The organism is Priestia endophytica (assembly GCF_026790145.1).
GTDB classification, from domain to species: domain Bacteria; phylum Bacillota; class Bacilli; order Bacillales; family Bacillaceae_H; genus Bacillus_I; species Bacillus_I endophytica_A.
The window spans coordinates 1-26,108 of record NZ_JALAMS010000011.1; the positions used below are offsets into that span (position 1 = coordinate 1).

The window sequence follows — 26,108 nt, forward strand, 5'->3', positions numbered from 1 at the left end:
TTTGTCTACAAGCTGAAAAGACTTCCTATTATAATGGGAAGTCTTTTTGTTAAGATTAATTTTTCATATCAAGTGACTCATTTAAATGTAAACGTCCTTTTTGTTCTTCAGACTTTGTAATATACATCGCACATGCTGCGTCTCCTGTAATATTAACAGCGGTTCTCACCATGTCAAGAAGACGGTCTACTCCGATAATCAATCCAATTCCTGCTACAGGCAAACCAACAGATTCTAATACCATTGCTAACATGATTAAACCTACACCAGGAACTCCTGCTGTTCCGATGCTTGCAAGTACAGCTGTTAATACAACCATAGCAAGTTGTGATAACGTTAGATTCACGTCATAAACTTGAGCGATGAAAACAGTTGCAACACCTTGCATGATAGCAGTTCCATCCATGTTGATTGTCGCCCCAAGCGGTTGTACGAAACCACTGATTGCTTTTGGAACTTTCAATTCATTTTGTGCCGTTTTCATACTAAGTGGCAAAACGGCATTGCTGCTTGATAAGCTAAATGCGACTGTTGCTGCTGGGAAGAACTTTTTGAAAAATGTAAACGGATTGTACTTTCCTAAAAGTGCGACTGCTCCTCCATAGACAACGAAAAAATGAAGAGCTAAAGCAATTAATACAACACTCATATAAAGACCCATTGATCTGATTGCTTCCCATCCTTGTGAGCCTGAAGCTGTCGCGATTAAACCAAATGTACCATATGGAGCAAACTTCATTACAACGTTTACTAAGTACATCATAAGTTCGTTTCCTTGCTCTACTATTTTTAAAATACCTGCTGTTTTCCCCCCTAGTACAGCAAGCCCTACTCCAATAAATACAGCAAAAAAGATAATTTGCAACATGTCGCCACTACTCATAGCAGCAATAGGGTTTGATGGAATAATGTTTAAAAGAGTTTCTACAAAGCCTGGTGTTTTTTCAGCCTCAAATCCTGGACTTGATGAAGCATCAACGTCCATTAATGTACCAGGTTGAATGATAGACGCAAGAGTAATCCCTATTGTAATAGCTAAAGCGGTTGTAATAAGAAAGAAAGCAATTGTCTTCGTTCCAATAATACCAATCTTTTTAGGATCACCAAGCCCAGCTACTCCTAAAATGATAGAAAAAAGAACAATTGGAACAACTAACATTTGAATAAGTTTTAGAAAAATCTGGCCTAATGGGACAAATAAGTATTTGTTAACACCCTCAAAAGTATCAGGGGAGATTACATGTAAAGAAATTCCGACAACTGCCCCTAAAATTAAAGCAATAATGATTTTTACTGTTAAATTAGATTTCATCCTTATTCCTCCTTCACTTTTAAATTAATTAATTTTTAAATATTCGGAAATCTTTTTCTGTAGGTGCTTTTCCTCTTTTTACTATATCATATAGCCCAAGAGGTAACATTCAAAAATATCCATTAAATCATATTTTTCGTCAAAAAAAGCCGTTCTTAATTTAAGAAGAACGACTCTATTTTATTCACTCTTTGTTTTCTTTAATATTCCTACAAGTAACGCTGTTACAATCGCTCCGATTACAACTGCTAATAGATATAGAAGTGCGCTTCCTTGCACAAATGGGAAGACGATGATTCCACCGTGTGGCGCAAGAAGCTTAATATGAAACGCCATTGTTAAAGCACCAGCAGTTGCTGCACCCACAACTGCAGCTGGAATAACGCGAAGTGGATCTGCTGCTGCAAACGGGATTGCTCCCTCTGTAATGAACGTTAAGCCCATAACGTAACACGTTTTTCCTGTATTACGTTCTTGTTGTGTAAACTTTTTACGGAAAATTGTTGTTGCAAGTGCCAAACCAAGTGGTGGTACCATTCCACCAGCCATAACAGCTGCATGTGGAGCATAGTTTCCAGCATCAATCATTGCAATACCAAAGGCAAATGCTGCTTTGTTAATTGGGCCACCCATGTCAATTGCCGTCATTCCACCTAACAGAATACCAAGGAAAACTAAGCTTCCTGTACCAAAACCGCCTAACCAGTTTTGAAGACCTGTGTTAATTGCTTCCACAGGACCATTGATTACGTAGACCATGATAAGACCCGTAATTAACATTCCTAAAAACGGATAAAGAAGAACAGGTTTTAATCCTTCTAATGACTGTGGTAAACCTTTTAAAGCACGTTTAATTCCTAATACAACATAACCTGCTAAGAAACCTGCAATAAGTCCACCTAAAAATCCAGCGTTTGCTGTGAAAGCTAAGTATCCACCAACCATACCTGGAGCTAGACCAGGACGATCTGCAATACTCATTGCAATATAACCTGCTAAAACAGGGACTAATAGTTGGAATGCGTTTTCAGCCCCAATTTGATTTAAAACTTTTGCGAATGGGTTGTTAATTCCGCCATCTTGATCAATACCAAACAAGAAAGAAATAGCAATAAGAAGTCCGCCACCTACAACAAACGGAAGCATATTTGAAATTCCGTTCATTAAATGCTTATAGAAAGCATTTCCTTTCTTTTCAGATGAACCCGATTCTTCACTTTTATCACTGCCACCGTTTCCTTGATACGTACTTCCTTCACCTCTAGATGCTTTTTCTAAAAGCATCTGTGGTTCACGAATGGCACGAGCTACCGGAACCTGGATAATTTTTTTGCCTTTAAAACGTTCCATTTCAACTTGCTTATCAGCTGCAACGATAATTCCTGCTGCATTTTCGATATCTTCAGCAGTAAGTGCATTTTTAACACCTGTTGAGCCGTTTGTTTCAACTTTAACATTCATATTTAATTCTTTAGCTTTTGCTTTTAAGCTATCAGCTGCCATGTACGTATGAGCAATTCCTGTTGGACAGGCTGTAACAGCTAAAATTAATCCTTCTGAAGGTTGTTCAACTTCTTCTTCGCCTTCTTCTTCTCTTTCTTTTGCATCAATTGCTGCAATCACTTCGTCTTCTGAAGATGCATGAAGAAGCGTTTCACGGAAATTCGCATCCATTAGAAAAGAAGAAAGTCTTGATAATGTCTCAAGGTGAGCATTATTAGCTCCTTCTGTTGCCGCAATCATGAAAAATAAATGAGCATTTTGACCGTCAAGTGACTCATAATCTACACCTTGCTTTGATACACCAAAAGCAATTGCAGGCGTATCAACAGCGCTTGTTTTTGCATGTGGAATAGCGATGCCTTCACCAATTCCTGTTGTACTTTGTGCTTCACGAGCTAAAATTGCCTCTTTGAACCCTTCTCGACTTGATAAACGTCCTGCTTCATCAAGTTTGCCAACTAGTTCATCAATTACATTAGCTTTTTCTGTACTCTGAAGCGATAAAATAATCGTATCTTTTTTTAGTAAATCTGTAATCTTCATTTTGTTTCCCCCTTACTCATCCATACCTGTAACATGAATCTGCGGTAGTAACGATTCCATATGGTCTTTCGTACAAAGTTCAATTGAAAATGCTGTTGCACTTCCTGTAGCTGCTCCAACTTGTAATGCTTTTGCAAAATCTCCGTCTTTCACATAACTAGCTAAGAAACCAGCTACAAGAGAATCGCCTGCACCAACTGAATTTTTCAGTTCGCCTTTTGGAACATTGGCTCTGTAGACATTATCTTTTGTAACAAGTAAAGAACCTTGTCCAGCCATTGAAACAATAACGTTCTCAGCTCCCATGTCCATTAATTTTCTTGCATATGGTACAGCTTCTTCAGCTGTTTGAATACTAACATCAAAGAGTTCACCAAGTTCGTGATGATTTGGTTTAATGAAAAATGGTCCTTCTTTTACGATATCTAATAAGTCTTTTCCACTTGTATCTACAACAACGTGCGCGCCCTTTTTACGAGCTAGCTTTGTTAGCGTCACGTAAATATCTTTCGGTGCAGAACTTGGAATGCTTCCTGCTAAAACAACAAAGTCTCCTTCTTCTAATGAAGAGAACTGTTGATACAATGCCTGTAGATTCTCTTCAGTTAGCGTTGGGCCTTGTCCATTAATTTCTGTTTCTTCATCTGCCTTAAGCTTAATATTAATGCGTGTATCTTCATTAACTTCCACAAATGCCGTTTTTGTGCCTTCTTGTTCAAGGATATCTTTAATGTACTGGCCTGTGAATCCACCTGTATAACCAAGTGCTGTACTTTCTAATCCAAGTCGATGCAAGACACGCGAAACGTTAATTCCTTTTCCCCCTGGATGTTTTGTATCAAATGAAGTTCGATTTAATCCACCTAAGTCAAATTCCTTCACATGAACAACATAGTCAACGGAAGGATTTAATGTACACGTATAAATCATGTTGTCACAACCTTTATATCTGTTTTTTCTTTTAATAGAGCTTTTTGTTCATCTTCTAGTTCATTTGTAATGACAACGGCTTGGTTTAAATCTGCAATTTTAGCAAAACTCACTTCTGAGATTTTTGTCTCATCTGCCAAGATAAAGCTCTCTTTTGCAAGATTTATAGCACATCGTTTAACCATTGCCTCTTCTGGATCTGGTGTTGTATATCCATAAACAGCATCAACACCGTTCGCTCCAATAAATGCTTTATCAAACCTGTATTGCTTTAGACTTTCAAGCGCATTAACTCCGATTAGGGCCCCTGTTTTATGTTTCACAGCTCCTCCGATAACAAAAAGAACAATTTCATTTTGTACTAAGTGAGCTACATGGGGTAATCCGTTCGTCACTACTGTGATATCTTTATCAGTTAAAAACGGAATCATTTCATATGTGGTTGTTCCTGCATCTAAGAAAATACAGTCGCCAGATTCAATTAGGCTTGCCGCATAGTGAGCGATCTTTCGTTTTTCTTCAATGTTTCGAGCTGATTTTTCAGCAACGCTCATCTCAAACGCTTTTTTACGAGAAAGGGTTGCCCCTCCGTGTATGCGTTTGAGTACGTTTTCTTCTTCAAGCTGACTGAGATCTCGTCTTATTGTAGACTCAGAAGCTCCTGTTATATGAATCAGTTCACTAATTTTAATTGTGTCTTTTTCTTCTAAGAGATTTAAAATTAACTCATGTCGCTCTTGTGTTAGCATGAAGACATCGCCTCTTTCAAACGCTTTCATCTTTTGCTTAACTTAATTTAACATGAACATCTTTCAAAATCAATCATTTTCTATCAAAAACCGTCAAAATTATTCAGACAAACATTCATAATCTTTCACAACGGGTTGCTCTACTTTTTTACAAAAGAAAAAGAGTGCAGGAAAACTGCACCCTATCATTTATTTTTGAATAACTCCACATGCAATTCTACTTCCTGCATCTCCGGCAGGATTTGTTTTGTTATCATCTGCTTTCTCGTGAATCATAAGAGCACTGCCATCTTCATCAAACAGAGAGTTCTCTTTTCCTCCTTCTAATGTAACAAGAGGAGCTACAACTTTTACATCTACCTTGCCATTCTGGTCAACTTCAATATTCGGCAAATCCCCTGCATGCGGACCCTTCAGATTGTCTAACCCGTGTTCTTTATTATAGGGATTAAAATGACCTCCAGCAGATTCAAATCCAGCTCCTTTACATTCCCCTTTTTCATGAATATGAAATCCATGTATACCTGATGGTAAGTTCTCCGCTTTCAAGTGAATGGTAACCCCGTTTTTACCTTCTGTTAACGTGGCTGTTCCAATTGTATTCCCATCAATATCTTTCAGTGTTGTTTTATACATATCTTCGGCTTTTTCACTTACTTCTATAGAATTGTGATGCTGTGTTTCTGTATTTGCTCCACTGCATGCTGTTAAAAAAAGGATACTCAACAAAAAAACGTGAATGCTTTTATTCATGGAAAAACTCCTTTTTCTGTTGTCACGTTCAGTTTGCATCAAATCAACTTTTTTTAAACCCTTTTACTATTTTTTCGTTGAAGTAAATCGGTTTCATAAAGGATGCTTTCGGGAAAGTGGAAACTATCTTTTTTGAAATATAGAATCCAAATATATTTTTACGTCGTTAGCTTAATATGAAGCGAAATATCTCATGACCGTAAACAGCATGATCGCATACTTTTTTAGGGACATCATAATAAGAGGGAGCGAATCTAGATGAAAATTTCTTTTCATAATCACAAAGATAGCCTGCCATTTCAAAGCCTTTATGGACCTTTAGAAGGAACCGTTTCTTCTATCTCCTATGATTCTCGAAACGCACGAAAAAACACAGCGTTTTTCTGCCTGCGTGGCACAAACTGTGATGGGTCTTTTCTCTTCCTATTTCTATCATCATGCTAATCAAACCTTAACAACTGTTGGTATAACGGGTACAAATGGAAAAACAACGATTACCGCATATGTACGCTCTCTATTAAATGGAGTTGGAATGAGAACAGGGTCAATTGGAACAGCTGGTATTTGGGATCATGAAAAAGAACTTAACTTCACTCACACGACCCATACAACCCCTGAAGCACCTGACCTTCATGAAACTTTTTCTCACTTTGTTCAAAAAGGGTTAAAAGCAGTTTCAATGGAAGTAACCTCTATCGCTATTGAGCAAAAAACGAGTAGAAAGGATTTTATTTGATATAGCCGTTCACACGAATTTAACGCCAGATCATCTTGATTTTCATAACAGCTTTGAAGAATACAAAAAGGCAAAGCTGAAGCTTTTTACACGCGCTAAGAAAGCTGTTGTTAATCTAGATGATGAGGGAATGAGCAAAGACATTTTATCTTTATTTAAAGGACAAGTTATTACATATAGTATGAAACAAAAGGCAGATGTTTTTGCTAAGGTCATAAAAGTAGAGAAAACGGGGACAGTCTTTCAATCGCATGTATACAGAGATAACTACCTTGTCAAAGCTCCCATTCATGGAGATCATAATATCGCGAACTTTCTTGCTGCTTTCTCTGCATGTCTTCTTATGAAAATATCGATACAAGATCTTTTAACAGCAGCAAACTTTATTACAGGCCCTGAAGGAAGATTCCAGCTCCTTACCAATTATCCAATTCACCAAATTATTCTAGATTATGCACATACACCAGAAGCATTAGAAAGTCTTGTTAAAGCTGTTACAAATCTTCCTCATAAACGTTTGATTTTGCGGTATTCATAAAGCTCTTTCACTTGCGGATAAAGATGACCTTATTGTACTAACTGGTCTTGGTTTTGATGGCTATCAAGTCATTGGAAAAGAAAATGTTCCATACTGTGAATACGATGTAATTCATCAATATTTCAACAAAGAACAAAAAGTTCTCGTATAAAAAAGAGCGGTCAATTTTGACCGCTCTTTTTTATACAGTTAACGCTGATACAGGTTGTTCAAAATACGCTTTGTACAGAGATTGCACAGCCTTATTTAGTTCTGTTTCTTTTACGCCAAACATCATGCTTACTTCTGAAGATCCTTGATTAATCAGTTCAAGGTTTACTCCCGCTTCAGCGAATGCATTTGTTGCTTTAGCTGCCACTCCAACAGAGCTTGTCATCCCTTCTCCTACTACCATAATTAAAGCTAAACCATACTGGACTTTAACATCATCAACCTTCAGCTCTTTTTGAATGCGTTCAAGCACTCTTTCTTCTTTTCCATTTGTAAGCTGACATTTTCGCAAAATAATAGACATATCATCAATGCCAGATGGCGTATGTTCATAAGAAATCTGTTCATCTTCTAAAATTTGTAGCAGTCGACGTCCAAAACCAATTTCTCTGTTCATTAAATATTTTGAAACATAAATGCTACAAAATCCTTCATCACTTGCAATTCCTGCCACCTGTTGTTTTAAATAATCACGCTCTGCTACAATTAACGTCCCTGGCGCTTGTGGGTTGTTCGTATTTTTCACACAAACAGGGATTTTTTGACTTACAACAGGATGAAGAGCTTCATCATGGAAAACAGAAAATCCTGCGTAAGATAGCTCGCGCATTTCTCTATACGTAATTTCCTTAATATCTTTTGGCTTTTCGACAATTGTAGGATTGACGCACACGATAGAATCTACATCTGTAAAATTTTCATACATTGTTGCTTTTACACCCGCTGCTACGATGGAACCCGTAATATCAGACCCTCCCCGCGGGAATGTTACAATATTTCCTTGTTCTGAGTAGCCAAAAAACCCGGGAATAACTAGAATTTCTTCTCGTTCTCTTAGATTGGCTAGCTCTCTATACGATTGTTCTAGAACTTGAGCATTTCCTGGCTCGTCTGTTACAAAGATGCCCGCTTCTTTTGGATTTACATATTGCGCTTTTAAACCTAAACTTTGGAGATAAAAAGCTATAAGCCTTGCATTATTGTCTTCACCACTTGCTTTTACACTATCTAACAGACGGTTAGCGTCGTCTTTGTATGTATCAATAATGTCTTGGAGATTTTCTGCAATCTCATCACAAATATAACTTTTTAGCTTCAAGCCATCTGCAATTTCTTTATAGCGCACAATAATTGCTTTAAACTCTTCCGCATAGGAATTTCCTGTTAAAATTTGGTTTGTCAAAGCAATGAGCAAATCTGTCATCTTTATATCGTCTTTAAATCGTTTTCCTGGAGCAGAAACTACCACAATACGTCTCTCCTGATCCGCCATGACGATATCCGCAACTTTCATAAACTTTTCTGCACTCGCAACAGAGCTTCCACCAAATTTTGCTACTTTCATTCCTCATACACCTTCTTCAATAGATTGTTTACAATGCTGAAATAAAATATTGTTACTATCATAGCACAAATTTTCAAAAAATTAAGCTTTTATTGAAAAAAACTTTCAAAAATTCCACGAGAAAAGAACAAATGTATTTATTAAAGGTACAAAAACGTTTTTCTTTTGCTTTTTATGATATATTTTTTCATCCTTTGTATAATGTGCACCTTTATGACGCAAATTAACAAACGTATCAATACTACAAAGGAGTGAACACTTTGAAATTTTCTATTTTTACTCTTGGTGCTGTTCTTCTTCTAGCAACAGGCTGTGGAGCAAACGACAACCAACAAGGTCAAGGTGGGATGGACAATAATGCGCGTGACGTTCGCTACAATGCTGATTATGATCGCGGCATGAACGATGCAACAGATAACAATATGAATAACTATGATATGAACGATGCTGGTCCTTACCAAATCAATAACGACGATAACAACAATGACAACGACAACAATAATAACGACGATATGCGCGTTGATCAGAACTTAAAAGGAAAAATTGAAAATATTGATGGAGTAAAAACAGCTCACGTCATTGTAACAGGCGAAAATGCTTATGTTGCTACTGTATTGGATAACAACCAAAAAGGTGAAATGACAGATAAAATGAAAGAAAAAGTGCGCAATGTAGTGAAAAAAGCGGACAATAATGTTGATGAAGTATACGTATCTTCAAACCCAGACTTTGTAAAACGCGTTGGTGGTTATGTAAACGACATTCAAAATGGCAAACCTGTTGAAGGCATTGGACAAGAGTTCTCAGAGCTTGTACGTCGCGTCTTCCCAGAAGGTCGATAAACAATTACGCCTCATTCATTAAGAATGAGGCGTTTTATCGCCAGATCGGATAAAGACTCACCGTAACAAGCGCAAGACAAATGGCAAATCCAATTAAATAGAGCACGTTAAATATACTTGTTAGACAAAGCAGCCCCCATTTCGAAACTCCTTTACTCGTAAAAGCCACATAGAAAAAACGATAATCAATCAAAAAAAGCAACAAAAAAGAACCAATGAAATAAAAAGGAAGTACCCAATCTCCTAATGCTGTTACGCCACTTTTATTCAGCCACTCTTGCTCTGAAAGACCATAATAGCCTGTTTTATAACGAATTAAAAAAACACCGCTTAAAAAGAGAAGAAAAAGCCCTATAAAAACTCCCCCAATTTTTAACTTAACGTCTCTTTTCATTCCAATGAGAAATGAAAAGCCCGCCGCAAGGTATAAAGAAGCAGCAAAAACCATCTCTTTCACTCCTTTTACTTCTATTATATTGTCCACTCTTTTTTTTAGACGTTTTTTCTATTTGTTTTAGACAAAAGAAGAAAAAATAGTGAAAAAACTCTCTTAATCTAGTTGTTTTATCTACGCTTACTCTCTTTTTCTTTCATACGATACGGTAAGAGACAATGAAAGGAGATGACACAATGCTAAAAGTATTCATTGATCCTGGCCATGGTGGAACAGATTCAGGAGCTACAGCAAATGGAATTGTTGAAAAAGAGGTTAACCTATCAATAGCCCTATTCCTTCGAGAAATTCTCGTTCTTAATTATGAAAACGTGCAAGTTAAAATGAGCCGTGATCATGATGTGTTTATCCCTCTATATGATCGGGTGAAAAGCGCTAATAACTGGAATGCCGATCTTTACATTTCCATTCATTGTAATGCGAGCAGCATTAGAACAAGAAGAGGGTACGAAGATTTCGTTTACACAAAATCTACTAACAGTCTCGAATTACAGGATGTTTTACACGGGTCTATTACTAGAACAATTACCATCCCAGACCGAGGACAAAAAAGGGCTAATATCTTCGTACTAAGAGAAACTAATATGCCTGCTATCCTTACTGAGAACGGCTTCATTTCTAATGTAGAGGATGCAAAACTTCTCCAAGATAAAACCTACCTAAAAATGATTGCTAGAGGGCATGCACAGGGAATTGCTGCATTTTTCAATCTGCATCCAACTGTTTCTGAGATAATGTACTATCGTGTTATAACAGGAAACTTTAAGACAGAGAAAGAAGCTCTTATCAGGCAACAAGAGCTTCTTGAAACAGGTATCGAAACTTTCATCCTCATTGAGAAAGAAGATGAAAATAAAGAGTATTCCGTTGTTTCTGGAAGCTTTCAATCGTTTCAAAAAGCACATGAATTTGTGCAAGTGCTACAAGAAAAGGAGTTTAAAAGTTTTATCGTTACTGTAATAATTCAGTAGTTGAACACACTCTTCATGTTTAACAACTCTTTAAAGATGGAATAATAGGAATAAGAGTTAAAACAAAGGAGTGGAATGATTATGACAGTTCAAGATGTAAAAGAAAAAATTGCAAAAGTATTAGAAAATAATAAGATTGGTACACTTGCAACAATTGAAGGAAACAAACCAAATTCTCGTTACATGACATTTTTTAATGACGATTTAACACTTTATACACCAACAAGCAAAGAAACACATAAAACAGAAGAAATCGAAAAAAACTCAAACGTTCATATTTTACTAGGTTATGATGGTAAAGGTTTTGGAGACTCATATGTTGAAATTGAAGGTACTGCTGAAATCTATGAGGATCAAAAAATGAAAAACGAGCTTTGGGAAGACGAGTTCGAGCACTGGTTTGATGAAAAAGATGATCCAAACTATATCATCTTAAAAATTACTCCTTCTCAAATTCGCCTTATGAACGAGAAAGGTCAAAAACCACAAACAGTGACGGTATAAAAAAACGCGAGTTCAAAGAACTCGCGTTTTTTTATATCATGACATATACTCTTTCATTTTCTACAACAGCTTCGTAAGTATGGACACACCCTATATCAGGAGCCTGCACCTTTCCATCTTGAAGGGATATTTTCCAGTCATGCATCGGACAGAAAACAAATTCACCGCTCACAATCCCTTCAGCAAGTACACCATTCTTATGTGGACATCTGTTTGTGACAGCTTTCACCTTTTGATCTGACAGTCTAAAAACGGCAAGCTCTTCTTCCCCTACAATAACGGTTTTTCCAAGCTGCTTTGGAAAATCGCTAAGATGCCCAATCTCTACTTTTGACTTTACTGTGCTTTTCATCTACTTTTCCCCCTTAGCTTTTTTGAAGCATTACATTTGTAAAGAGTTCGTTTTTCGTATTTTTATTTTCAATAATTTCACGCCAAGGATCTGTTGTAACAGCTAATGCTTTATCCATTCGAATGTTAAGCTCTGTTCTTGTATCCATGTTATCAAGTACTTCTTTAATGTGAGCAAGACCAACGCGTTCTACAAAAGCTGAGGTTCTCTCTAAATAATTTGCATTTTCACGGTAATATTGTAAAAAAGCTGAGGACATTTCCATCACTTCTTCTTCTGTCGCTACTTTACAAAGTAAATCTCCTGCTCTTAAGTGGGTTCCTCCATTTCCACCAACATAAATTTCAAAAGCTCCTTCAATTCCTACAATCCCTACATCTTTAATGCCTGACTCTGCACAGTTACGCGGACAAGCTGAAACGCTCATTTTTACTTTGTGTGGGGTTTGGAGTCGTTGAAATTTATTCTCTAATTTAATGCCAAGCCCCATAGAATCTTGAGTACCAAAGCGACAAAATGATTCTCCTACACACGTTTTAACGGTGCGAAGCGTTTTTCCATATGCATATCCTGACGGCATATCAAGCTCTTCCCAAATTTTCGGTAAATCCTCTTTCTTTGCTCCAAGGAGATCTAATCGTTGCCCACCTGTTACTTTAACGAGAGGAATATTATATTTATCTGCAACATCAGCAATTTTGCGAAGCTCTTTTGGATTTGTAACACCTCCGTACATTCTCGGTACAACAGAAAATGTTCCATCTTTTTGAATATTGGCATGCATTCGCTCATTTACAAATCGAGACTCGCGTTCATCTTCATACTGCTCTGGATCGATCATACCAAGATAGTAGTTAAGCGCTGGACGACACTTTGAACATCCTTCATCATTTTTCCATCCTAGAACATTCATCACTTCTTTGCTGTGTGTTAAGCCTTTTTCTTTAATCTCCGCTACAACTTCATCACGAGAAAGAGTCGTACATGAACAAATCGCTTCTTTTTGTTCTACTTCACTTCCGGCTGTTAAACTAATCAGTTCAGCTACAAGTGGTTTACAGCCTCCACACGAGCGACACGCTGATGTGACATCTTTGACTTCATCAACGCTCGTTAATCCGCCTTCTGAAACCGCGCTACAAATGGTGCCTTTTGAAACTCCATTACAGCCACAGATAATGTCATCATCACTCATCGAAGCAACAAGACTCTCTTCTTTTCCACTATTTGTTGAGAAAAGAGTTGGACTCAATCCCTCAATAGTGCTTCCTTTTTGAATCATTTGGAAAAGTTTATTTCCATCCTTTGTATCACCAAAAAGCACAGCTCCAATTAATTTCTCATCTTTTACAAGAAGCTTTTTGTAAACATTCGATACTTCATCAAATATTTTAATGGCATAGGCATTTTCCACTTCATGTTCCATAAACTCTCCAGCTGAAAATACGTCTACGCCTGATACTTTAAGCTGCGTGGACAAAACAGAACCTTCATATGGAGCACAATCATGTTCAAGAATGCGATGTGCCAATACTTTTCCTTGCTCATAAAGCGGTGCAACAAGACCGTAAGCAATTCCTCTATGTTCAGCACACTCTCCAACTGAGAAAATGTCCGGATCGCTCGTTTGTAGATGGTCATCAACGGCAATTCCTCGGTTAACCGTCAAACCACTTTCTTTTGCAAGAGAGGTATTTGGAACAATTCCAATTGCCATTACAATCAAATCCGCCTTTATTTCCGAACCGTCTTTAAAGCGAATTCCCGTTACCCTCTCTTCACCTAAAAACTCGTCTGTATCATGATTAACAAGAATATTCATTCCCTGTTCTCCGAGTGACTTTTGAAGCAAGTTTCCAGCTGTTTCATCAAGCTGTCTATTCATAACGTACGGCATATTTTGAATAACATCGACTTTCATCCCTAGATTGAGCAATCCTCTCGCCGCTTCAAGCCCTAGAAGTCCACCTCCGATAACAGCTGCTTTCTTGTACTGTTTTGATGCATCCACCATTTTTTCGCAATCTGCTATATCTCTAAATGTAACAACCCCTTCTTTGTCTATTCCTTTGAATGGAATCATAAGCGGGTTTGAACCTGTAGCAATGATTAATTTATCATAGCTTTCTTCGCGCCCTTTATTAGTGAATAACATTTTAGATTCACGATCAATTTTGATTACTTCTTCACCTTTATGAAGAGTAATGTTATTTTCCTCATACCACTCTAGACTATTTAACACAATATCTGAAATCTCCGTATCCCCTTGAAGGACTTTTGATAACATAATTCTGTTATAGTTTGGATGTGGCTCACTTCCAAAAATCGTAATCGAAAAGCGATTAGGGTCTAATTTTAAAATCTCTTCTACAGCTCGAACACCAGCCATTCCATTTCCAATTACAACGAGTTTTTGCTTTTCCACTACAGTTCCCCCTCTGGAATTAAAACATATATTGTATTTACATATTTACAAATTTGCGTCTTTTTTAAAATCAGTTTGTGAGTTTTCCTTACATGTTTTTTGTAAATTCTGATAATTCAACCATTTTTAGAAAACGCTTTCTATCAAGGAGGGCTTACGTTCTAGAAGAAAAACACTTTCTGAAGAAAAAGAATAAAGGAAAGAAAAATGAAAGCGCTGTGACCATATCATAAAAATATGGTAATATTGAATAGACAACCACTATTTTATTTATTTCAAGGGGGATCTACAATGGAATACCGTATTGAAAAAGATACGCTTGGCGAAATGAAAGTACCAGCAGACAAACTATGGGCTGCTCAAACACAGCGCAGCAAAGAAAACTTCCCAATTGGAACAGAAAAAATGCCTCTTGAAGTGATCAAAGCATTTGCTATTTTAAAGAAAAGCGCGGCACTAAGTAACTATAACTTAGGAAAATTATCAAAAGAAAAAGCAGACGCAATTGCAAAAGCTGCGGATGAAGTAATTGAAGAAAAGTTAACAAACCACTTTCCACTTGTTGTTTGGCAAACAGGAAGCGGTACACAGTCAAATATGAATACAAATGAAGTAATCGCGAACAGAGGAAATCAAATTTTACAAGAAGCAGGAAGCGAAGAGCGTCTTCATCCAAATGATGATGTTAACATGTCTCAAAGCTCAAATGACACGTTTCCAACGGCTCTTCATGTTGCAGGCGTAATTGCAGTTGAAGATCATCTTCTTCCTTCATTACGTACGTTAAAAGAAACGTTCCAACAAAAATCAGAGCAGTTTGATTCCATCATTAAGATTGGTCGTACACACCTTCAAGATGCAACTCCACTTACACTTGGTCAAGAAATTAGTGGATGGTACCGCATGCTTGAAAAAAGTGAAAAAATGGTAGAAGAGAGCATCGGCTACCTAAAAGAGCTTGCTATTGGCGGCACGGCTGTTGGTACAGGCATTAATGCACACCCTGAATTTGGAGATCGTGTAGCAGCTGAAATTAGTAAAATCACTGGTAAAACGTTCACTTCTGCTCAGAATAAATTTCATGCCTTAACAAGTCATGACGAAGTTGTATACGCACACGGTGCCTTAAAAGCTCTTGGGGCAGATTTAATGAAAATTGCTAATGATGTACGCTGGTTAGCAAGCGGTCCTCGCTGCGGAATTGGAGAGATTATAATCCCTGCTAATGAACCAGGAAGCTCTATTATGCCAGGAAAAGTAAACCCAACACAAAGTGAAGCAATGACAATGGTTGTTTCTCAAGTAATGGGAAATGATGCAACAATCGGGTTTGCAGCAAGTCAAGGAAACTTTGAACTTAACGTCTTTAAACCGGTAATCATTTATAACTTCCTTCAGTCAGCAAGAATTCTTGCCGATTCAATGAAAGCATTCAACGATAAATGTGCTGTAGGAATTGAACCAAACTTGGAAAAAATCCAAGAAAATGTTCAAAATTCACTTATGCTTGTAACAGCCTTAAATCCTCATATTGGATATGAAAATGCGGCTAAAATTGCTAAATATGCTCATCAAGAAGGATTAACATTAAAAGAAGCGGCTCTAAAATTAGATCTTCTTACAGAAGAGCAATTTGACAAAGTTGTAAAACCTGAAAACATGATTAGTCCTTCCGTTTAAATAAAAAACGTGCGGTTTCTATACCGCACGTTTTTTATCTTTCCGTTTGCTGTTGCCGCACAAGCTTTTGATAAAGATTGTGGTTCTTCAAAAGCTCTTCGTGTGTCCCAACACCTGATATTTCCCCTTTTTCGATTACAACAAGTTGATCGGCATGAACAACAGTGGAAAGTCTATGAGCAATAATAAGGGTTGTTCGGCCTTTCATTAAACGATTTAAAGCTTGTTGCACAAGGTGTTCTGAAGAGCTGTCTAAGTTAGACGTTGCTTCATCAAGAAACAAAATTTTTGGATCTCTGATAAGAGCTCTTGCAATAGCTATGCGCTGGCGCTGTCCTCCTGAAAGCTTTATTCCTCTTTCTCCTACCTCTGTATGAAATCCATCTGAAAGATTATCAATAAACTCTTTTGCATTAGCAAGTTTAGCAGCTTCTTTTACTTCCTCATCGCTCACTTCTCTGCCTACTCCATAGCAAATATTCTCTCGAATTGTTCCTGACATGATAGGACTTTCTTGTGAAACATAGCTAATCGCTTTTCTCCAAGAAGAAAGCGTAAAGCTATCAATATCTTCTTCTCCTATTGTAATACTTCCCGAAGTTGGCTTATAAAATCGCTCTAGGAGCGAAAATAGCGTTGTTTTCCCTCCACCACTTGGACCAACAAAAGCAGTTGTTTTTCCTTTTGGAATACGAAGGTTAATATCTCTTAAGATATGGGTTTCATCGTTATAGGAAAAAGAAATATCCTTAAGTTCAATATCTACAAGTGCTTCGTCTAAATTTTTCCCTTTCTGTTTTTCTTCCGTTCGTAAGTTCAGCATTTCTCCAATTCTCTCTGTCGCCCCAAGTGCTTTTTGAAGAGCAGAAAAAGATGTTGCCATCTGACTAAATGGAACGATAATTTGGAACATGTAAATAATAATTGCAACAAGAGATCCTGCTGTAAGGGTCCCAGAAGCAACTCTTACTCCCCCGTATCCAATAAGAATCACAATTACCAACATCATAATAAGTGTCATAAAGGGATGAAGCACAGACTGAATTCGAGCTTCTTTTAATCCAAAGCGAAACAGCTTTTTAATTCCTTCCTCTCCTTTTTCAACCTCTACATTTTCTGCACTATACATTTTCACAAGACGGATTTCACCAAGCACACGTCCAAGCTCTCCTGAAAATGAAGCAAGTTCGTCTTGAGTCGCTTTTGAAATTTTGTACATTTTTCGTCCTAGTGGGATAATAAGAAGTAGCGAGAAAGGAACTGCCAATATCATAACAAGCGTCATTTTCCAGTCGATAAAAAGCAAAATAATAACAGATCCAACAATTGAGACAATACCTGTTAAAAATGAAACAAGATGCTGAGTCACAAGGGTCTTAATTGTATTTGTATCTTGCGTAATTCTACTCATTGTTTCGCCTGACTGATGTTTATCAAAGTAAGGAACTTCTAAAAAAAGAACTTTCCGCCAAAGGTTACTTCGTAAGCGAGAGACCACAATTTCCCCTACGTACATAATCAGATAGGAGGAAATACCACCTGAAATAGCTTGTAACATAAAAGCAAGAATGAGTATAACAATGACAGATGTCTCAAGAGCAGATGAAGCTGCTTTATCTACTAAATTTTTTGTAAAAAGTGGAACAATAAGAGCAGCCCCTGTTTCTAATAAACTTAACGTTAATGCCGTTATCATAATAGCTTTAGGAAGCTTTATGCTCTTTAGTAACTGCCAAAATGAGGCTAAGTTTGCTTTTGTATTTTCCTTCTCCATATCCCTTATCCTTTCTCTTTCTTTTCTATTAAAGTAAAGTGATGCTCAAAAGCTTCATCCATCCATTTTTGCTGTTCTTCTGAAAAAGGTGAAGGAAGTTTCAATAAGTCTTGTGGTAAATCTTCTTCTTTTATTTCTTTTATTAAAGATAAGTCTTCTCCCACAAAAGATACGAGCAAATCATATACTTTTCCAATACATTTTTGAACAAGAAGCGAACTAGATTCTATTCCTTCCTTATAAAGATCTGTTAGTTCTACAAAAATGTTAACCCATTTTTGATTCAGCAAAATTTGCTCTTCATCTGAAATGTTAAAAATACGATCAATTGTATCTTCCGGCAAAATTTGCTTCAATGCTTTCTTACTTTTTTCTTCCATTTGAAAACTATCAATAATAGCCACATATATAGAAGGACTTAGTTCTTTTTGTTCTTTAGAAATCGCCAGCGCATTGTCGAGCGCTTTAATAATATTTGTAAGTTTCTCTCTTTCCTTCTCCATGATTTGACGTTGAAACAGAAGACTTTGTCGCAGATCCCATACTTCTTCATTAAGATACTTCTTAATTTTTTCAAGCGAAAGACCGATATACTTCAATGAAATAATTTTTTGTAGAGAGCTAAGATGAGAATCATAATAAAAACGCCGGTTGGTTTTTGTACACTCCGGAATTAATAAACCGATTTCTTCATAGTAACGCAGTGTTCTTACCGTAACACCTGTTTTCTTTGCAAACTGACCAATGCTATATTTCATCACCTTCCATCATTCCTTTCCTTCTCTATCTTAAAATGTTACGTTACGTAAGATGCAAGACTTTTTTCCTCTATTATAGAAAAAAACTTCACAAAAAAAGAACTCTACTTAAAAAGTAGAGTTCTTTCTTCCTTAATGTTCAAAAATGCCTTCCATTATAAATCATATTTTGTTACATTAACCATGTAATAAGAATTGGTAACGTAATCAACGAAAGGATGGCACTAATAACGAAAGCTGAAGCTGTTTCTGCTTCGCGTTTTTCAAATCGCGTTGCAATTAGTGCTGCAACTGCAGAACCTGGAAAAGCTACAAGTAACATTGCTTTTACTGTATCGTCTGCTGAAAGACCAATCATTGTAGCAATTCCTAACATTACAAGTGGTTGTACAGCAACTTTTAATAATGCAATTGCAAATGACACAACGCTGAAACTAATTTTACGAACTCCAATTGTTACCCCAACAGCGAACAGGGCTACACCAGATGTTGTTGTACCAATTTGGTTTAACATATCATTGAAAAGTTCAGGAATTGGAATACCAATTAATACAATGACAATCCCGATAAGCGGAACACATGCAAGCGGTTCTGATAAACCATGAAGAACCGATTTAATGGTAATCTTCCACAAGCTCTCGCTTTTTTCCTCTTTATTATCTCCACGTTGTCCAATTGTACCGAAAATAATAGAAAGTGGATCTAAAAGTGCATTTACAACAATCCCTGTAATGGCAATTGGAATTGCTACTGCATCTGCTCCAAATAAACTCCCTAGTACAGGAATTCCCATAAAAGCGAACGTTGGTTGAGCAGAGTTCAATGAAATCATGGATGCTCCTGTTAAATCCATTTTAAAAGCATAACGAGAAACAATAAGTAGAATAATATAAAAACCAACAATACCTAAAAACATAGTTACAACAAATGGCCATTTTTCAATAAATTGTTGTTTTGATGTTGTTACAACCCCTACAAATAGATGGGCAGGTAACGCAAATTTTGTAACAAACGTGTTAAGCCCCTTTGATGTTTCCATATTGTATTTTTTAAAGTATCCTGCTAAATAGCCTAATGCAATAACGAAAAAGATGGGGGCTAAAATAACAAGAATATGCTCAATTCCCATGAAAAATCCTCCTTAAAATAAAACAGAAAAGAGAGAAGCTTGAGTAGAGAAACTCAAACCTCACTCTCTGTTAATGCTTATTTAGTTGCTTTGATTGTACGGTAAACAGGATTCCAAATTGCATCATTTACCGCTTTTTCTACATCTCCTGGTACTTCTTCAGCAACACCGGCTTCAATTGCTGCTTTTGCAACTTCGATGGCTACTGATACGGAAACCTCACGAAGTTGTTTTATGCTTGGAAGTAGTGATGCACCAGGTTTAGAACTATCTACCATTTTTGCTACAGCATCAGCACAAGCTGCAAACATACTATCTGTAATAACTTTTGCTTTTACTACAATTGAACCTAGTCCTAATCCAGGGAATACAAATGCGTTGTTGGATTGTCCAATCTCATATGTTACGCCTTTGTATGTTACAGGATCAAATGGACTACCTGTTGCAATTAGAGCTTTTCCATCTGTCCAGTTCAGTAAATCTTCTGGAACAGCTTCAGCAAGTTTTGTTGGATTAGACATCGGTAAAATGGCTGGACGTTCTACATGTTTTGCCATCTCTTTTACGATTTCTTCTGTGAACGCACCTGCTTGACCAGATGTTCCAATTAAGATCGTTGGCTTCACTTGTTTAACGACTTCTAATAGTGAAATTTTACCCTCGTCATCACGCGCAAAGCCTTCAACTTCTGATGCCTTACGTGCATAAGGTTCTTGGAAACCTAATAAATCATCCATGTCGTCAATTAAAAGACCACGGTAGTCAATTGGCCAGAAGCGTGCATGTGCTTCTTCTTTAGAAATCCCCTCAAGAACCATTGCATCACGAATTTGATCAGCAACTCCGATACCTGCTGTTCCTGGTCCAAAGATAACAACGCGATGTTCGCTAATCGGTGTTTTTGTTACTTGAACAGCTGAGAATACAGCGGCAAGTGTAACAGCTCCTGTACCTTGAATATCATCATTAAACGTTAGAATTTTCTTTCCATATTTTTCGATAATGTGGCGAGCATTTACATTACCAAAGTCTTCCCAATGAAGAAGCGCATTTGGAAACTGTTCTAATGCTTTTTCAATGAATGTATCGACAAATTCGTTATAGCGATCCCCACGAATACGTTCATGACGATTTCCAATATAAAGTGGATCTTCTAAAAGTTCTTTGTTGTTTGTACCAACATCAAGAACAACTGGTAACACACGGCTTGGATCAATACCAGCAGCTGCTGTATAAACAGCTAATTTACCAATCGCGATGTTAATTCCACCAACACCCCAGTCACCAATTCCAAGAATACTTTCAGAGTCCGTAATAACCATTAAATCAATATCTTCAGGTGATTTTCCAGTGTTCTTGAACGCTTGCTCAATACCTTCTGGATTATCAATTGAAAGATATACCCCACCAGGACGGCGGTATTCATGGCTATATTCTTGAATGGCTTGTCCAACAGTTGGCGTGTACACAACTGGAAGCATTTCACTAAGATGATCTGTTAAAAGTCTGTAAAATAGCACTTCATTACGATTATGCAAGTCATTTAAAGAAACATTTTTACGTAAGTTATCCGGCTGAGCTTTGAACTGCTCATAAGCGCGTTTTACTTGCTCATCAAGTGTTAAAATAGTTGGAGGAAGAAGACCTTCAAGTCTAAGTTCTTTTCTTTCCTCTTCAGTAAATGCCACACCTTTATTAAGCATTGGCATTGCTAGTACGTCTTTTCCTCTTAAAGTTGTTTCAATCGCATCAGAAGATACGTGTAAGTGACGCATAAAATCCGCTCCTTTAATGTTCTCGTGCACAAGGTGTAAGACAAATACTCACACATTATAGTACCCCTAATTGTGTATTGGTATTTTATCTTTACCATAAAGCTATTTGTTTCTAATTTGTACACATTTTTTAATCAATCGTCCATTGACTTATGTCCTACAGTAGGATATTATATACCCCTGTTTTTTCGAAAACAAGCATCTACATATTAAGTAAGTAAATTAAATTATGAAAAATCAATCTCTTTTTTAAATAACATAAATTAATTTAATGTGTCTTTTATTTTCGTATTTTACTCACTTTAAAGGGTTAGATTTCTTTACCCTTCAAAGCATCAGGCTTTTATTTCTTTCTCAATAAATTTGTAAATAAAAAAAAACCCTCTTTCAAAAGAGGGTTTTTGCTATTTTTCTGTATAATAATTACAAATTGTAGAAAAACACTTTCTGAGAATTTTTCTTCTTCATATCATTCATTTTTCTTAAATCTTGTCCTAAAAGACCATATTATCCTTTTTAAAGGAGACTTTTCACCCTAATTTCACCTAAAATAGAAGATCAAAAAGGGTTAGAAAGAATGCTTTTTCTTCAATGAAGTACTTAAAAGATGAAGGTGGATAACTCAAAAAAGAGAAAGAAATAATAGCTTTTCATATTATCACCTTACGTTCATTTAACATCTCAATTGAAAAAGTTACTTACAAACTTTCCTTATTAAACATGACGCACATGAAGCAACGAGGTTTTAACAGCAATATCTACAATAATTTCATATGCAATTTTTTCGCGTTTGTTTACCATGTCTTCCATTCGTTTAATAAGACTTCTTCTTTTCCATTTGTCTTCTAGAACAATTGAAAGCTGCTCTTCAAATCCTTGGTCTTCATGAAGCATTACAGCAAGCCCTTTATCAATGATTCGTTTTAAATTGATCCGCTCTTGACCTGGAAGCGAGGAATGAATAAAAATAGGCAAACCTAGCTTTAATGCTTCACTAATTGTAATTCCTCCCGGCTTTGTTACAAGTGCATCTGCTCTTGCATATAATTCGTTCATTTCCTCACGGGAAGAAATAAAGGCCTTTGGTTCAATATGAGGTATGTTCCATCTCTTTAATTCTTCGTACAGCTTTTCATTTTTCCCACATAAAACGGTATAGTGATAATTGCTTGAATGTTTAATTTGCTGGAGGTAATCATTCATTTTCCCTAATCCAATACTTCCTCCTGCAACTAAAATCTGCTTTTTCATTTTTTTAGAAGAGCTGCACTCTTTTCCAATCTTCCCGTTTACAGGAATTCCTGTTATAAAAATATGTGAAGCAGGAATAGAAAAACGTTGGATAAGCTCTTGCTTCATCTGTATATCATTCACTAAATGGTAGTCAATTTCAGCCCCACCCCAAATACTGTTGATAAAGAAATCCGTATATACATTCACAACAGGAATATCGATAGCCTTGCGCTGCTTTAAGCGACTTAAAATAGCAGAAGGAAAACAGTGTGTGCAAACGATAGAATCAGGCTGTTCTTCTTGAATTAGCTGAAGCATCTTTTCCTCAAAACGCAAACTATAAATGCGATTTAGTAAAGAAACTTGCTTGTTTGTAAATTGGTTGTACATAAAATTGCGATAAACCCAGTCATACATATTAGGAAAAGCATGAATCATTTTTAAATAACTAGATTCCACCACTTTCTCGATATGTTTATTCCAATAGCTTAAGAAATCTACTTTTTTACATGTTACATTTTCCGTTGTTTTTTCAATTTCATACATAAGTGCATCTGCCACTTGGTGATGACCAGATGGCATTTGAAATAAAGGTAAAAAAAGAACTTTCTTCAAGAAATGCACCTCCTTATTTAGCTTGTTTTCTTTCGTTTTTTCACAATAATCACTACAACAAATCCAATCAATGCTGCTAGTCCTAAAAATGAGACATATTCAACAGGGATACGATTTCCAATAAAATAGCCGCCTATAATATACAATACAACCCATAAGCCGCTCCCAAGTGTTGCAAAAAACAGGTATGAAAGAACTGGAAATCCCGTGATTCCAGCTACGTACGGTGTTATTTGGCGAAAACCCGGAATGAACAAACACAACAACGTTGATAACTTCCCATGGCGTTTAAAGTTACTATATGTTTCCTCCCTGTTCTCCTCTGTGATCTTAATGTATTTACCAAACTTTTTTACAAATGGGCTACCAACTTTTCTTCCTATAAAATAGGCACAGAGCATTCCAACTAATGTTCCTGCAAAAGCACTTCCAATGCTCTCATAAAATGAAAGCTGATGTTTGGCAATAAGCATACCTATAAAGACAAGAAACGTCTCTTCTGGAGCCGGTATTCCAACAATTCCACAAAATAACACAAGTAAAATAATCCAATATCCATATGTTAGTAAATACTCAGTAATTTGATCTACATTCATTTTTTAATGTCCTATTCTATAGTGTTTCTTCCCTACTATAAGGTCTTGTAAGCTTACACAGGTGAAATTTCTTTTGTGCATTTCATCTAAAAACAAAGAAAGCTGCTCAATCATAACACGAGGAGCCTGTTCTTCGGCTCCAAATGTGGAACCATTATCGTGTAAAAGATAAATATGACCATCACCAAGCCCTTCGATTAAGCGTTTTGAGAGAGTGCTTTCTCCCTTTTCGGTTTTCCAATCTTGTAAGATTACAGACCACATAATAATTTGATATGTTTTTGCTAATACTAGTGTACATATATTAAAATGGCCCCATGGCGGTCTATAATATCTCACTTCTTTTCCTGTAATATGCTCGATCGCCTCTTGGCACATTTTGAGTTCTTTTTTCAATTTTCCAGGTGTTAAAAACCATCCACTTTTGTGTTTATAGTGATGAATCCCTATTTCATGGCCTTCAATAACCATTCTTCTTAATAAGTGCGGGTGCTTTAAAGCATGCTCTCCTACAACAAAAAAAGTTGCTTTTACATTGTGCCTTTTCAATAAATCAAGAAGGTTCTTCGTATATTGAGGATGTGGACCATCGTCAAAAGTGAGAGAAATCTTTTTTTCTTCTACGCCTTTCTTCACAATACGAAGAGAAGACAAACGAATGAAAAGCGTTGGCAAAATGCTGTAAATAAGAAACAAGATAATTGCAACAAATAATAGTTCTACAATAAACAAGGTCTCCCCTCTTTCCTTTCACTTTTTCTCCTCTATTATAACGATTGAAACCTTAAAGCGTTTCAAAAATATAGAATAATCAAGCTGATTTTCATTTTTCTTTGTATTATAGCGTTAATTATAGTTCATTTCGATTACTTTTTATGGTAAAAAATAAAACCATCTATAAAAAGATGGTTTTTACTTCATTTTTATGAAAAAAGGAGTTTTGCATAAGGATGTGTAAACGGCTCGGTTTTCCAGTCTTTTACTACTTCAACAAGTTTACCTTTGTACATCACAGCAATCCCTTCACAAAGCTTTTTGGCTGATGCTAAATCATGGGTAATAAATAAGTATGCTAACCCTTTTTCTTTTTGTAAACTAAGAAGCATATTAATGATAGACATTTGAGCCGTTTGATCAAGACTTGCGAGACTTTCATCAAATATAATAAGCTCAGGCTCTACAGCTATTGCCCTTGCAATACATACTCGCTGCTTCTGCCCTCCGCTTAACTCTCTTGGATATCTTTCTAAGAATGTTTCATCAAGACCCACTTTTTGAATCAACAAAAAGCATTTCTTCTCTCTTTCTTCCTTATTCAACTTAAAGAAATTTCGCAATGGCTCTTCTATAAGAGCTTTAACAGACATCCGCGGAGAGAGGGAAAAAGAGGAGTCTTGAAAAACGAGCTGAACTTTTTTATATAACTCAAGCTCGCTCAAATCCCCATTATGTACAGAATATCCATTTATAAAAATTTCACCTTTTGTAATGCTCTCAAATTTTGTAATTAGTTTTGCTAATGTACTTTTCCCACTTCCACTCTCCCCGACTAATCCTACCCGCTCTCCTTTTTCTATATTCAAACTTACCGTATCCACGGCGGTTATAGAGGAGGAACGAAAGCGTCTTTGTATTCCATATTCTTTTGTAACTGACTCTAGTTTTAAGAACATACGCTTATCTTTCCTCCTTTCTTCATTCTAATGACTCGATCTGCAATTCTTGCCACACTCTCTTGATCATGAGAAATAAGCAAAACAGTTAACCCATATTGTTTTTGAAGTTTTTTTAGCAACTGCATTACTTTTTCTTTATTGATTGTGTCAAGAGCTGTTGTTGGTTCATCTGCAATAAGAAGAGATGGTTTTAAACTAAGCATCATCGAGAGAAGAATGCGCTGACGCATACCACCGCTAAGTTCAAATGGATAGGAAGATAAAATATAGCCTGGATCTTTAAATCCCACACTTTGTAAGAGCTCATAAATATGCTTTTTATCCTTTGGTAAATCTCTATGCTTTTTAAGCGTTCTTTTTATATGTTTTTTCACAGTGTGAAGCGGGTTTAAACCGTTCAAAGATTCCTGGATAAGCAAGCCTACTTCACGTCCTCTTATCCGCTGAAAATCTTTTTTATTTCTGTCATCCAAACGTTTACTTTTATAATAAATGGCTCCTCCTGTCACTTGACAGTTCTTTTCAAGCAGGCCAACTAAGGCATGAGCTGTTAGGCTTTTTCCACAACCGCTCTCTCCTACTAAAGCAACAATTTCTCCCTTTTGAATATGAAATGAAGCTCCTTTTATGAGAGGGACCTTCTTCTCCTTTATAATTGTGGAGATTTCTAAATTTTCCACCTGCAACAACGCGTCATTTTTCAAT

The 26,108-nt window shown here is 36.5% G+C and carries 24 protein-coding genes; 6 read left to right on the plus strand and 18 right to left on the minus strand.

Annotated features, from left to right (window positions below):
* Positions 1–55 precede the first annotated feature (55 nt).
* The 5 genes from MOC86_RS08485 to MOC86_RS08505 form a co-directional block, all read right to left on the minus strand.
* Positions 56–1,312 (minus strand): dicarboxylate/amino acid:cation symporter, encoded by a 1,257-nt coding sequence (locus tag MOC86_RS08485; RefSeq protein ID WP_268583741.1) that lies wholly within the window; start codon positions 1,310–1,312, stop codon positions 56–58.
* Between the two features lie 180 nt (positions 1,313–1,492).
* Positions 1,493–3,358, minus strand: a complete 1,866-nt coding sequence (locus MOC86_RS08490; protein WP_268583742.1) for a PTS fructose transporter subunit IIABC — start codon at positions 3,356–3,358, stop codon at positions 1,493–1,495.
* A gap of 12 nt (positions 3,359–3,370) precedes the next feature.
* Positions 3,371–4,288: a 1-phosphofructokinase gene (gene pfkB / locus MOC86_RS08495; RefSeq protein WP_268583743.1), complete on the minus strand. Its 918-nt coding sequence runs from the start codon at positions 4,286–4,288 to the stop codon at positions 3,371–3,373.
* A complete protein-coding gene (locus MOC86_RS08500; protein WP_019392229.1) occupies positions 4,285–5,037 on the minus strand; it encodes a DeoR/GlpR family DNA-binding transcription regulator in 753 nt (250 codons plus the stop codon). The genes pfkB and MOC86_RS08500 overlap by 4 nt, the downstream gene beginning before the upstream one ends.
* A 189-nt stretch (positions 5,038–5,226) precedes the next feature.
* The gene (locus tag MOC86_RS08505; protein ID WP_268583745.1) at positions 5,227–5,790 is read right to left on the minus strand and encodes a superoxide dismutase family protein; all 564 of its coding nucleotides are present in this window, start codon (positions 5,788–5,790) and stop codon (positions 5,227–5,229) included.
* Positions 5,791–6,181: 391 nt separating this feature from the next.
* Here MOC86_RS08505 and MOC86_RS08510 point away from each other — a divergent pair, with 391 nt between their 5' ends.
* Both MOC86_RS08510 and MOC86_RS08515 read left to right on the plus strand, forming a co-directional pair.
* Positions 6,182–6,526, plus strand: coding sequence for a Mur ligase family protein (locus MOC86_RS08510; protein ID WP_268583746.1), 345 nt, complete (start codon positions 6,182–6,184; stop codon positions 6,524–6,526).
* Positions 6,492–7,064 carry a Mur ligase family protein gene (locus MOC86_RS08515; RefSeq protein ID WP_268583747.1) on the plus strand — a complete coding sequence of 191 codons (573 nt, stop codon included), beginning with the start codon at positions 6,492–6,494 and terminating at the stop codon, positions 7,062–7,064. Before MOC86_RS08510 ends, MOC86_RS08515 begins: the two co-directional genes overlap by 35 nt.
* A 181-nt stretch (positions 7,065–7,245) precedes the next feature.
* Here the strand turns inward: MOC86_RS08515 and MOC86_RS08520 are convergent, their stop codons facing one another.
* Positions 7,246–8,619, minus strand: coding sequence for an aspartate kinase (locus MOC86_RS08520; RefSeq protein WP_268583748.1), 1,374 nt, complete (start codon positions 8,617–8,619; stop codon positions 7,246–7,248).
* A 260-nt stretch (positions 8,620–8,879) separates the two neighbouring features.
* Here MOC86_RS08520 and MOC86_RS08525 point away from each other — a divergent pair, with 260 nt between their 5' ends.
* The gene (locus MOC86_RS08525; protein ID WP_268583750.1) at positions 8,880–9,461 is read left to right on the plus strand and encodes a YhcN/YlaJ family sporulation lipoprotein; all 582 of its coding nucleotides are present in this window, start codon (positions 8,880–8,882) and stop codon (positions 9,459–9,461) included.
* A 34-nt stretch (positions 9,462–9,495) separates the two neighbouring features.
* Here MOC86_RS08525 and MOC86_RS08530 read toward each other — a convergent pair whose 3' ends face one another.
* Positions 9,496–9,909: a hypothetical protein gene (locus tag MOC86_RS08530; protein ID WP_268583751.1), complete on the minus strand. Its 414-nt coding sequence runs from the start codon at positions 9,907–9,909 to the stop codon at positions 9,496–9,498.
* Between the two features lie 182 nt (positions 9,910–10,091).
* Between MOC86_RS08530 and MOC86_RS08535 the strand changes: the two genes are divergently transcribed.
* Together MOC86_RS08535 and MOC86_RS08540 are read left to right on the plus strand one after the other, a co-directional pair.
* Positions 10,092–10,886 (plus strand): N-acetylmuramoyl-L-alanine amidase, encoded by a 795-nt coding sequence (locus tag MOC86_RS08535; protein WP_268583752.1) that lies wholly within the window; start codon positions 10,092–10,094, stop codon positions 10,884–10,886.
* A gap of 81 nt (positions 10,887–10,967) precedes the next feature.
* On the plus strand, positions 10,968–11,390 hold the full coding sequence (locus MOC86_RS08540; RefSeq protein ID WP_268583753.1) for a pyridoxamine 5'-phosphate oxidase family protein: 423 nt from the start codon (positions 10,968–10,970) through the stop codon (positions 11,388–11,390).
* Between the two features lie 31 nt (positions 11,391–11,421).
* Here MOC86_RS08540 and nirD read toward each other — a convergent pair whose 3' ends face one another.
* Both nirD and nirB read right to left on the minus strand, forming a co-directional pair.
* Complete coding sequence (nirD, locus tag MOC86_RS08545) at positions 11,422–11,742, minus strand: nitrite reductase small subunit NirD (RefSeq protein ID WP_268583754.1); 321 nt, start codon at positions 11,740–11,742, stop codon at positions 11,422–11,424.
* Positions 11,743–11,755: 13 nt separating this feature from the next.
* Positions 11,756–14,167 carry a nitrite reductase large subunit NirB gene (gene nirB / locus MOC86_RS08550; RefSeq protein ID WP_268583756.1) on the minus strand — a complete coding sequence of 804 codons (2,412 nt, stop codon included), beginning with the start codon at positions 14,165–14,167 and terminating at the stop codon, positions 11,756–11,758.
* 291 nt (positions 14,168–14,458) lie between these two features.
* Here nirB and fumC point away from each other — a divergent pair, with 291 nt between their 5' ends.
* On the plus strand, positions 14,459–15,847 hold the full coding sequence (fumC, locus tag MOC86_RS08555) for a class II fumarate hydratase (RefSeq protein WP_268583757.1): 1,389 nt from the start codon (positions 14,459–14,461) through the stop codon (positions 15,845–15,847).
* 34 nt (positions 15,848–15,881) lie between these two features.
* Here the strand turns inward: fumC and MOC86_RS08560 are convergent, their stop codons facing one another.
* The 9 genes from MOC86_RS08560 to MOC86_RS08600 form a co-directional block, all read right to left on the minus strand.
* Complete coding sequence (locus tag MOC86_RS08560) at positions 15,882–17,621, minus strand: ABC transporter ATP-binding protein (RefSeq protein WP_268583758.1); 1,740 nt, start codon at positions 17,619–17,621, stop codon at positions 15,882–15,884.
* A gap of 5 nt (positions 17,622–17,626) precedes the next feature.
* Positions 17,627–18,379 (minus strand): MerR family transcriptional regulator, encoded by a 753-nt coding sequence (locus MOC86_RS08565; RefSeq protein ID WP_268584093.1) that lies wholly within the window; start codon positions 18,377–18,379, stop codon positions 17,627–17,629.
* Between the two features lie 172 nt (positions 18,380–18,551).
* Positions 18,552–19,508, minus strand: a complete 957-nt coding sequence (locus MOC86_RS08570; protein ID WP_268583759.1) for an AEC family transporter — start codon at positions 19,506–19,508, stop codon at positions 18,552–18,554.
* A 77-nt stretch (positions 19,509–19,585) separates the two neighbouring features.
* The gene (locus MOC86_RS08575; protein ID WP_268583760.1) at positions 19,586–21,283 is read right to left on the minus strand and encodes an NAD-dependent malic enzyme; all 1,698 of its coding nucleotides are present in this window, start codon (positions 21,281–21,283) and stop codon (positions 19,586–19,588) included.
* Between the two features lie 714 nt (positions 21,284–21,997).
* A complete protein-coding gene (locus MOC86_RS08580) occupies positions 21,998–23,131 on the minus strand; it encodes an MGDG synthase family glycosyltransferase (protein ID WP_268583761.1) in 1,134 nt (377 codons plus the stop codon).
* A 17-nt stretch (positions 23,132–23,148) separates the two neighbouring features.
* Positions 23,149–23,727, minus strand: coding sequence for a DedA family protein (locus MOC86_RS08585; protein ID WP_268583762.1), 579 nt, complete (start codon positions 23,725–23,727; stop codon positions 23,149–23,151).
* Positions 23,728–23,730: 3 nt separating this feature from the next.
* The gene (locus tag MOC86_RS08590; RefSeq protein ID WP_268583764.1) at positions 23,731–24,459 is read right to left on the minus strand and encodes a polysaccharide deacetylase family protein; all 729 of its coding nucleotides are present in this window, start codon (positions 24,457–24,459) and stop codon (positions 23,731–23,733) included.
* A gap of 191 nt (positions 24,460–24,650) precedes the next feature.
* The gene (locus MOC86_RS08595; RefSeq protein WP_268583765.1) at positions 24,651–25,400 is read right to left on the minus strand and encodes an ABC transporter ATP-binding protein; all 750 of its coding nucleotides are present in this window, start codon (positions 25,398–25,400) and stop codon (positions 24,651–24,653) included.
* The gene (locus MOC86_RS08600) at positions 25,391–26,107 is read right to left on the minus strand and encodes an ABC transporter ATP-binding protein (protein ID WP_268583767.1); all 717 of its coding nucleotides are present in this window, start codon (positions 26,105–26,107) and stop codon (positions 25,391–25,393) included. Before MOC86_RS08600 ends, MOC86_RS08595 begins: the two co-directional genes overlap by 10 nt.
* Position 26,108: the final 1 nt, after the last annotated feature.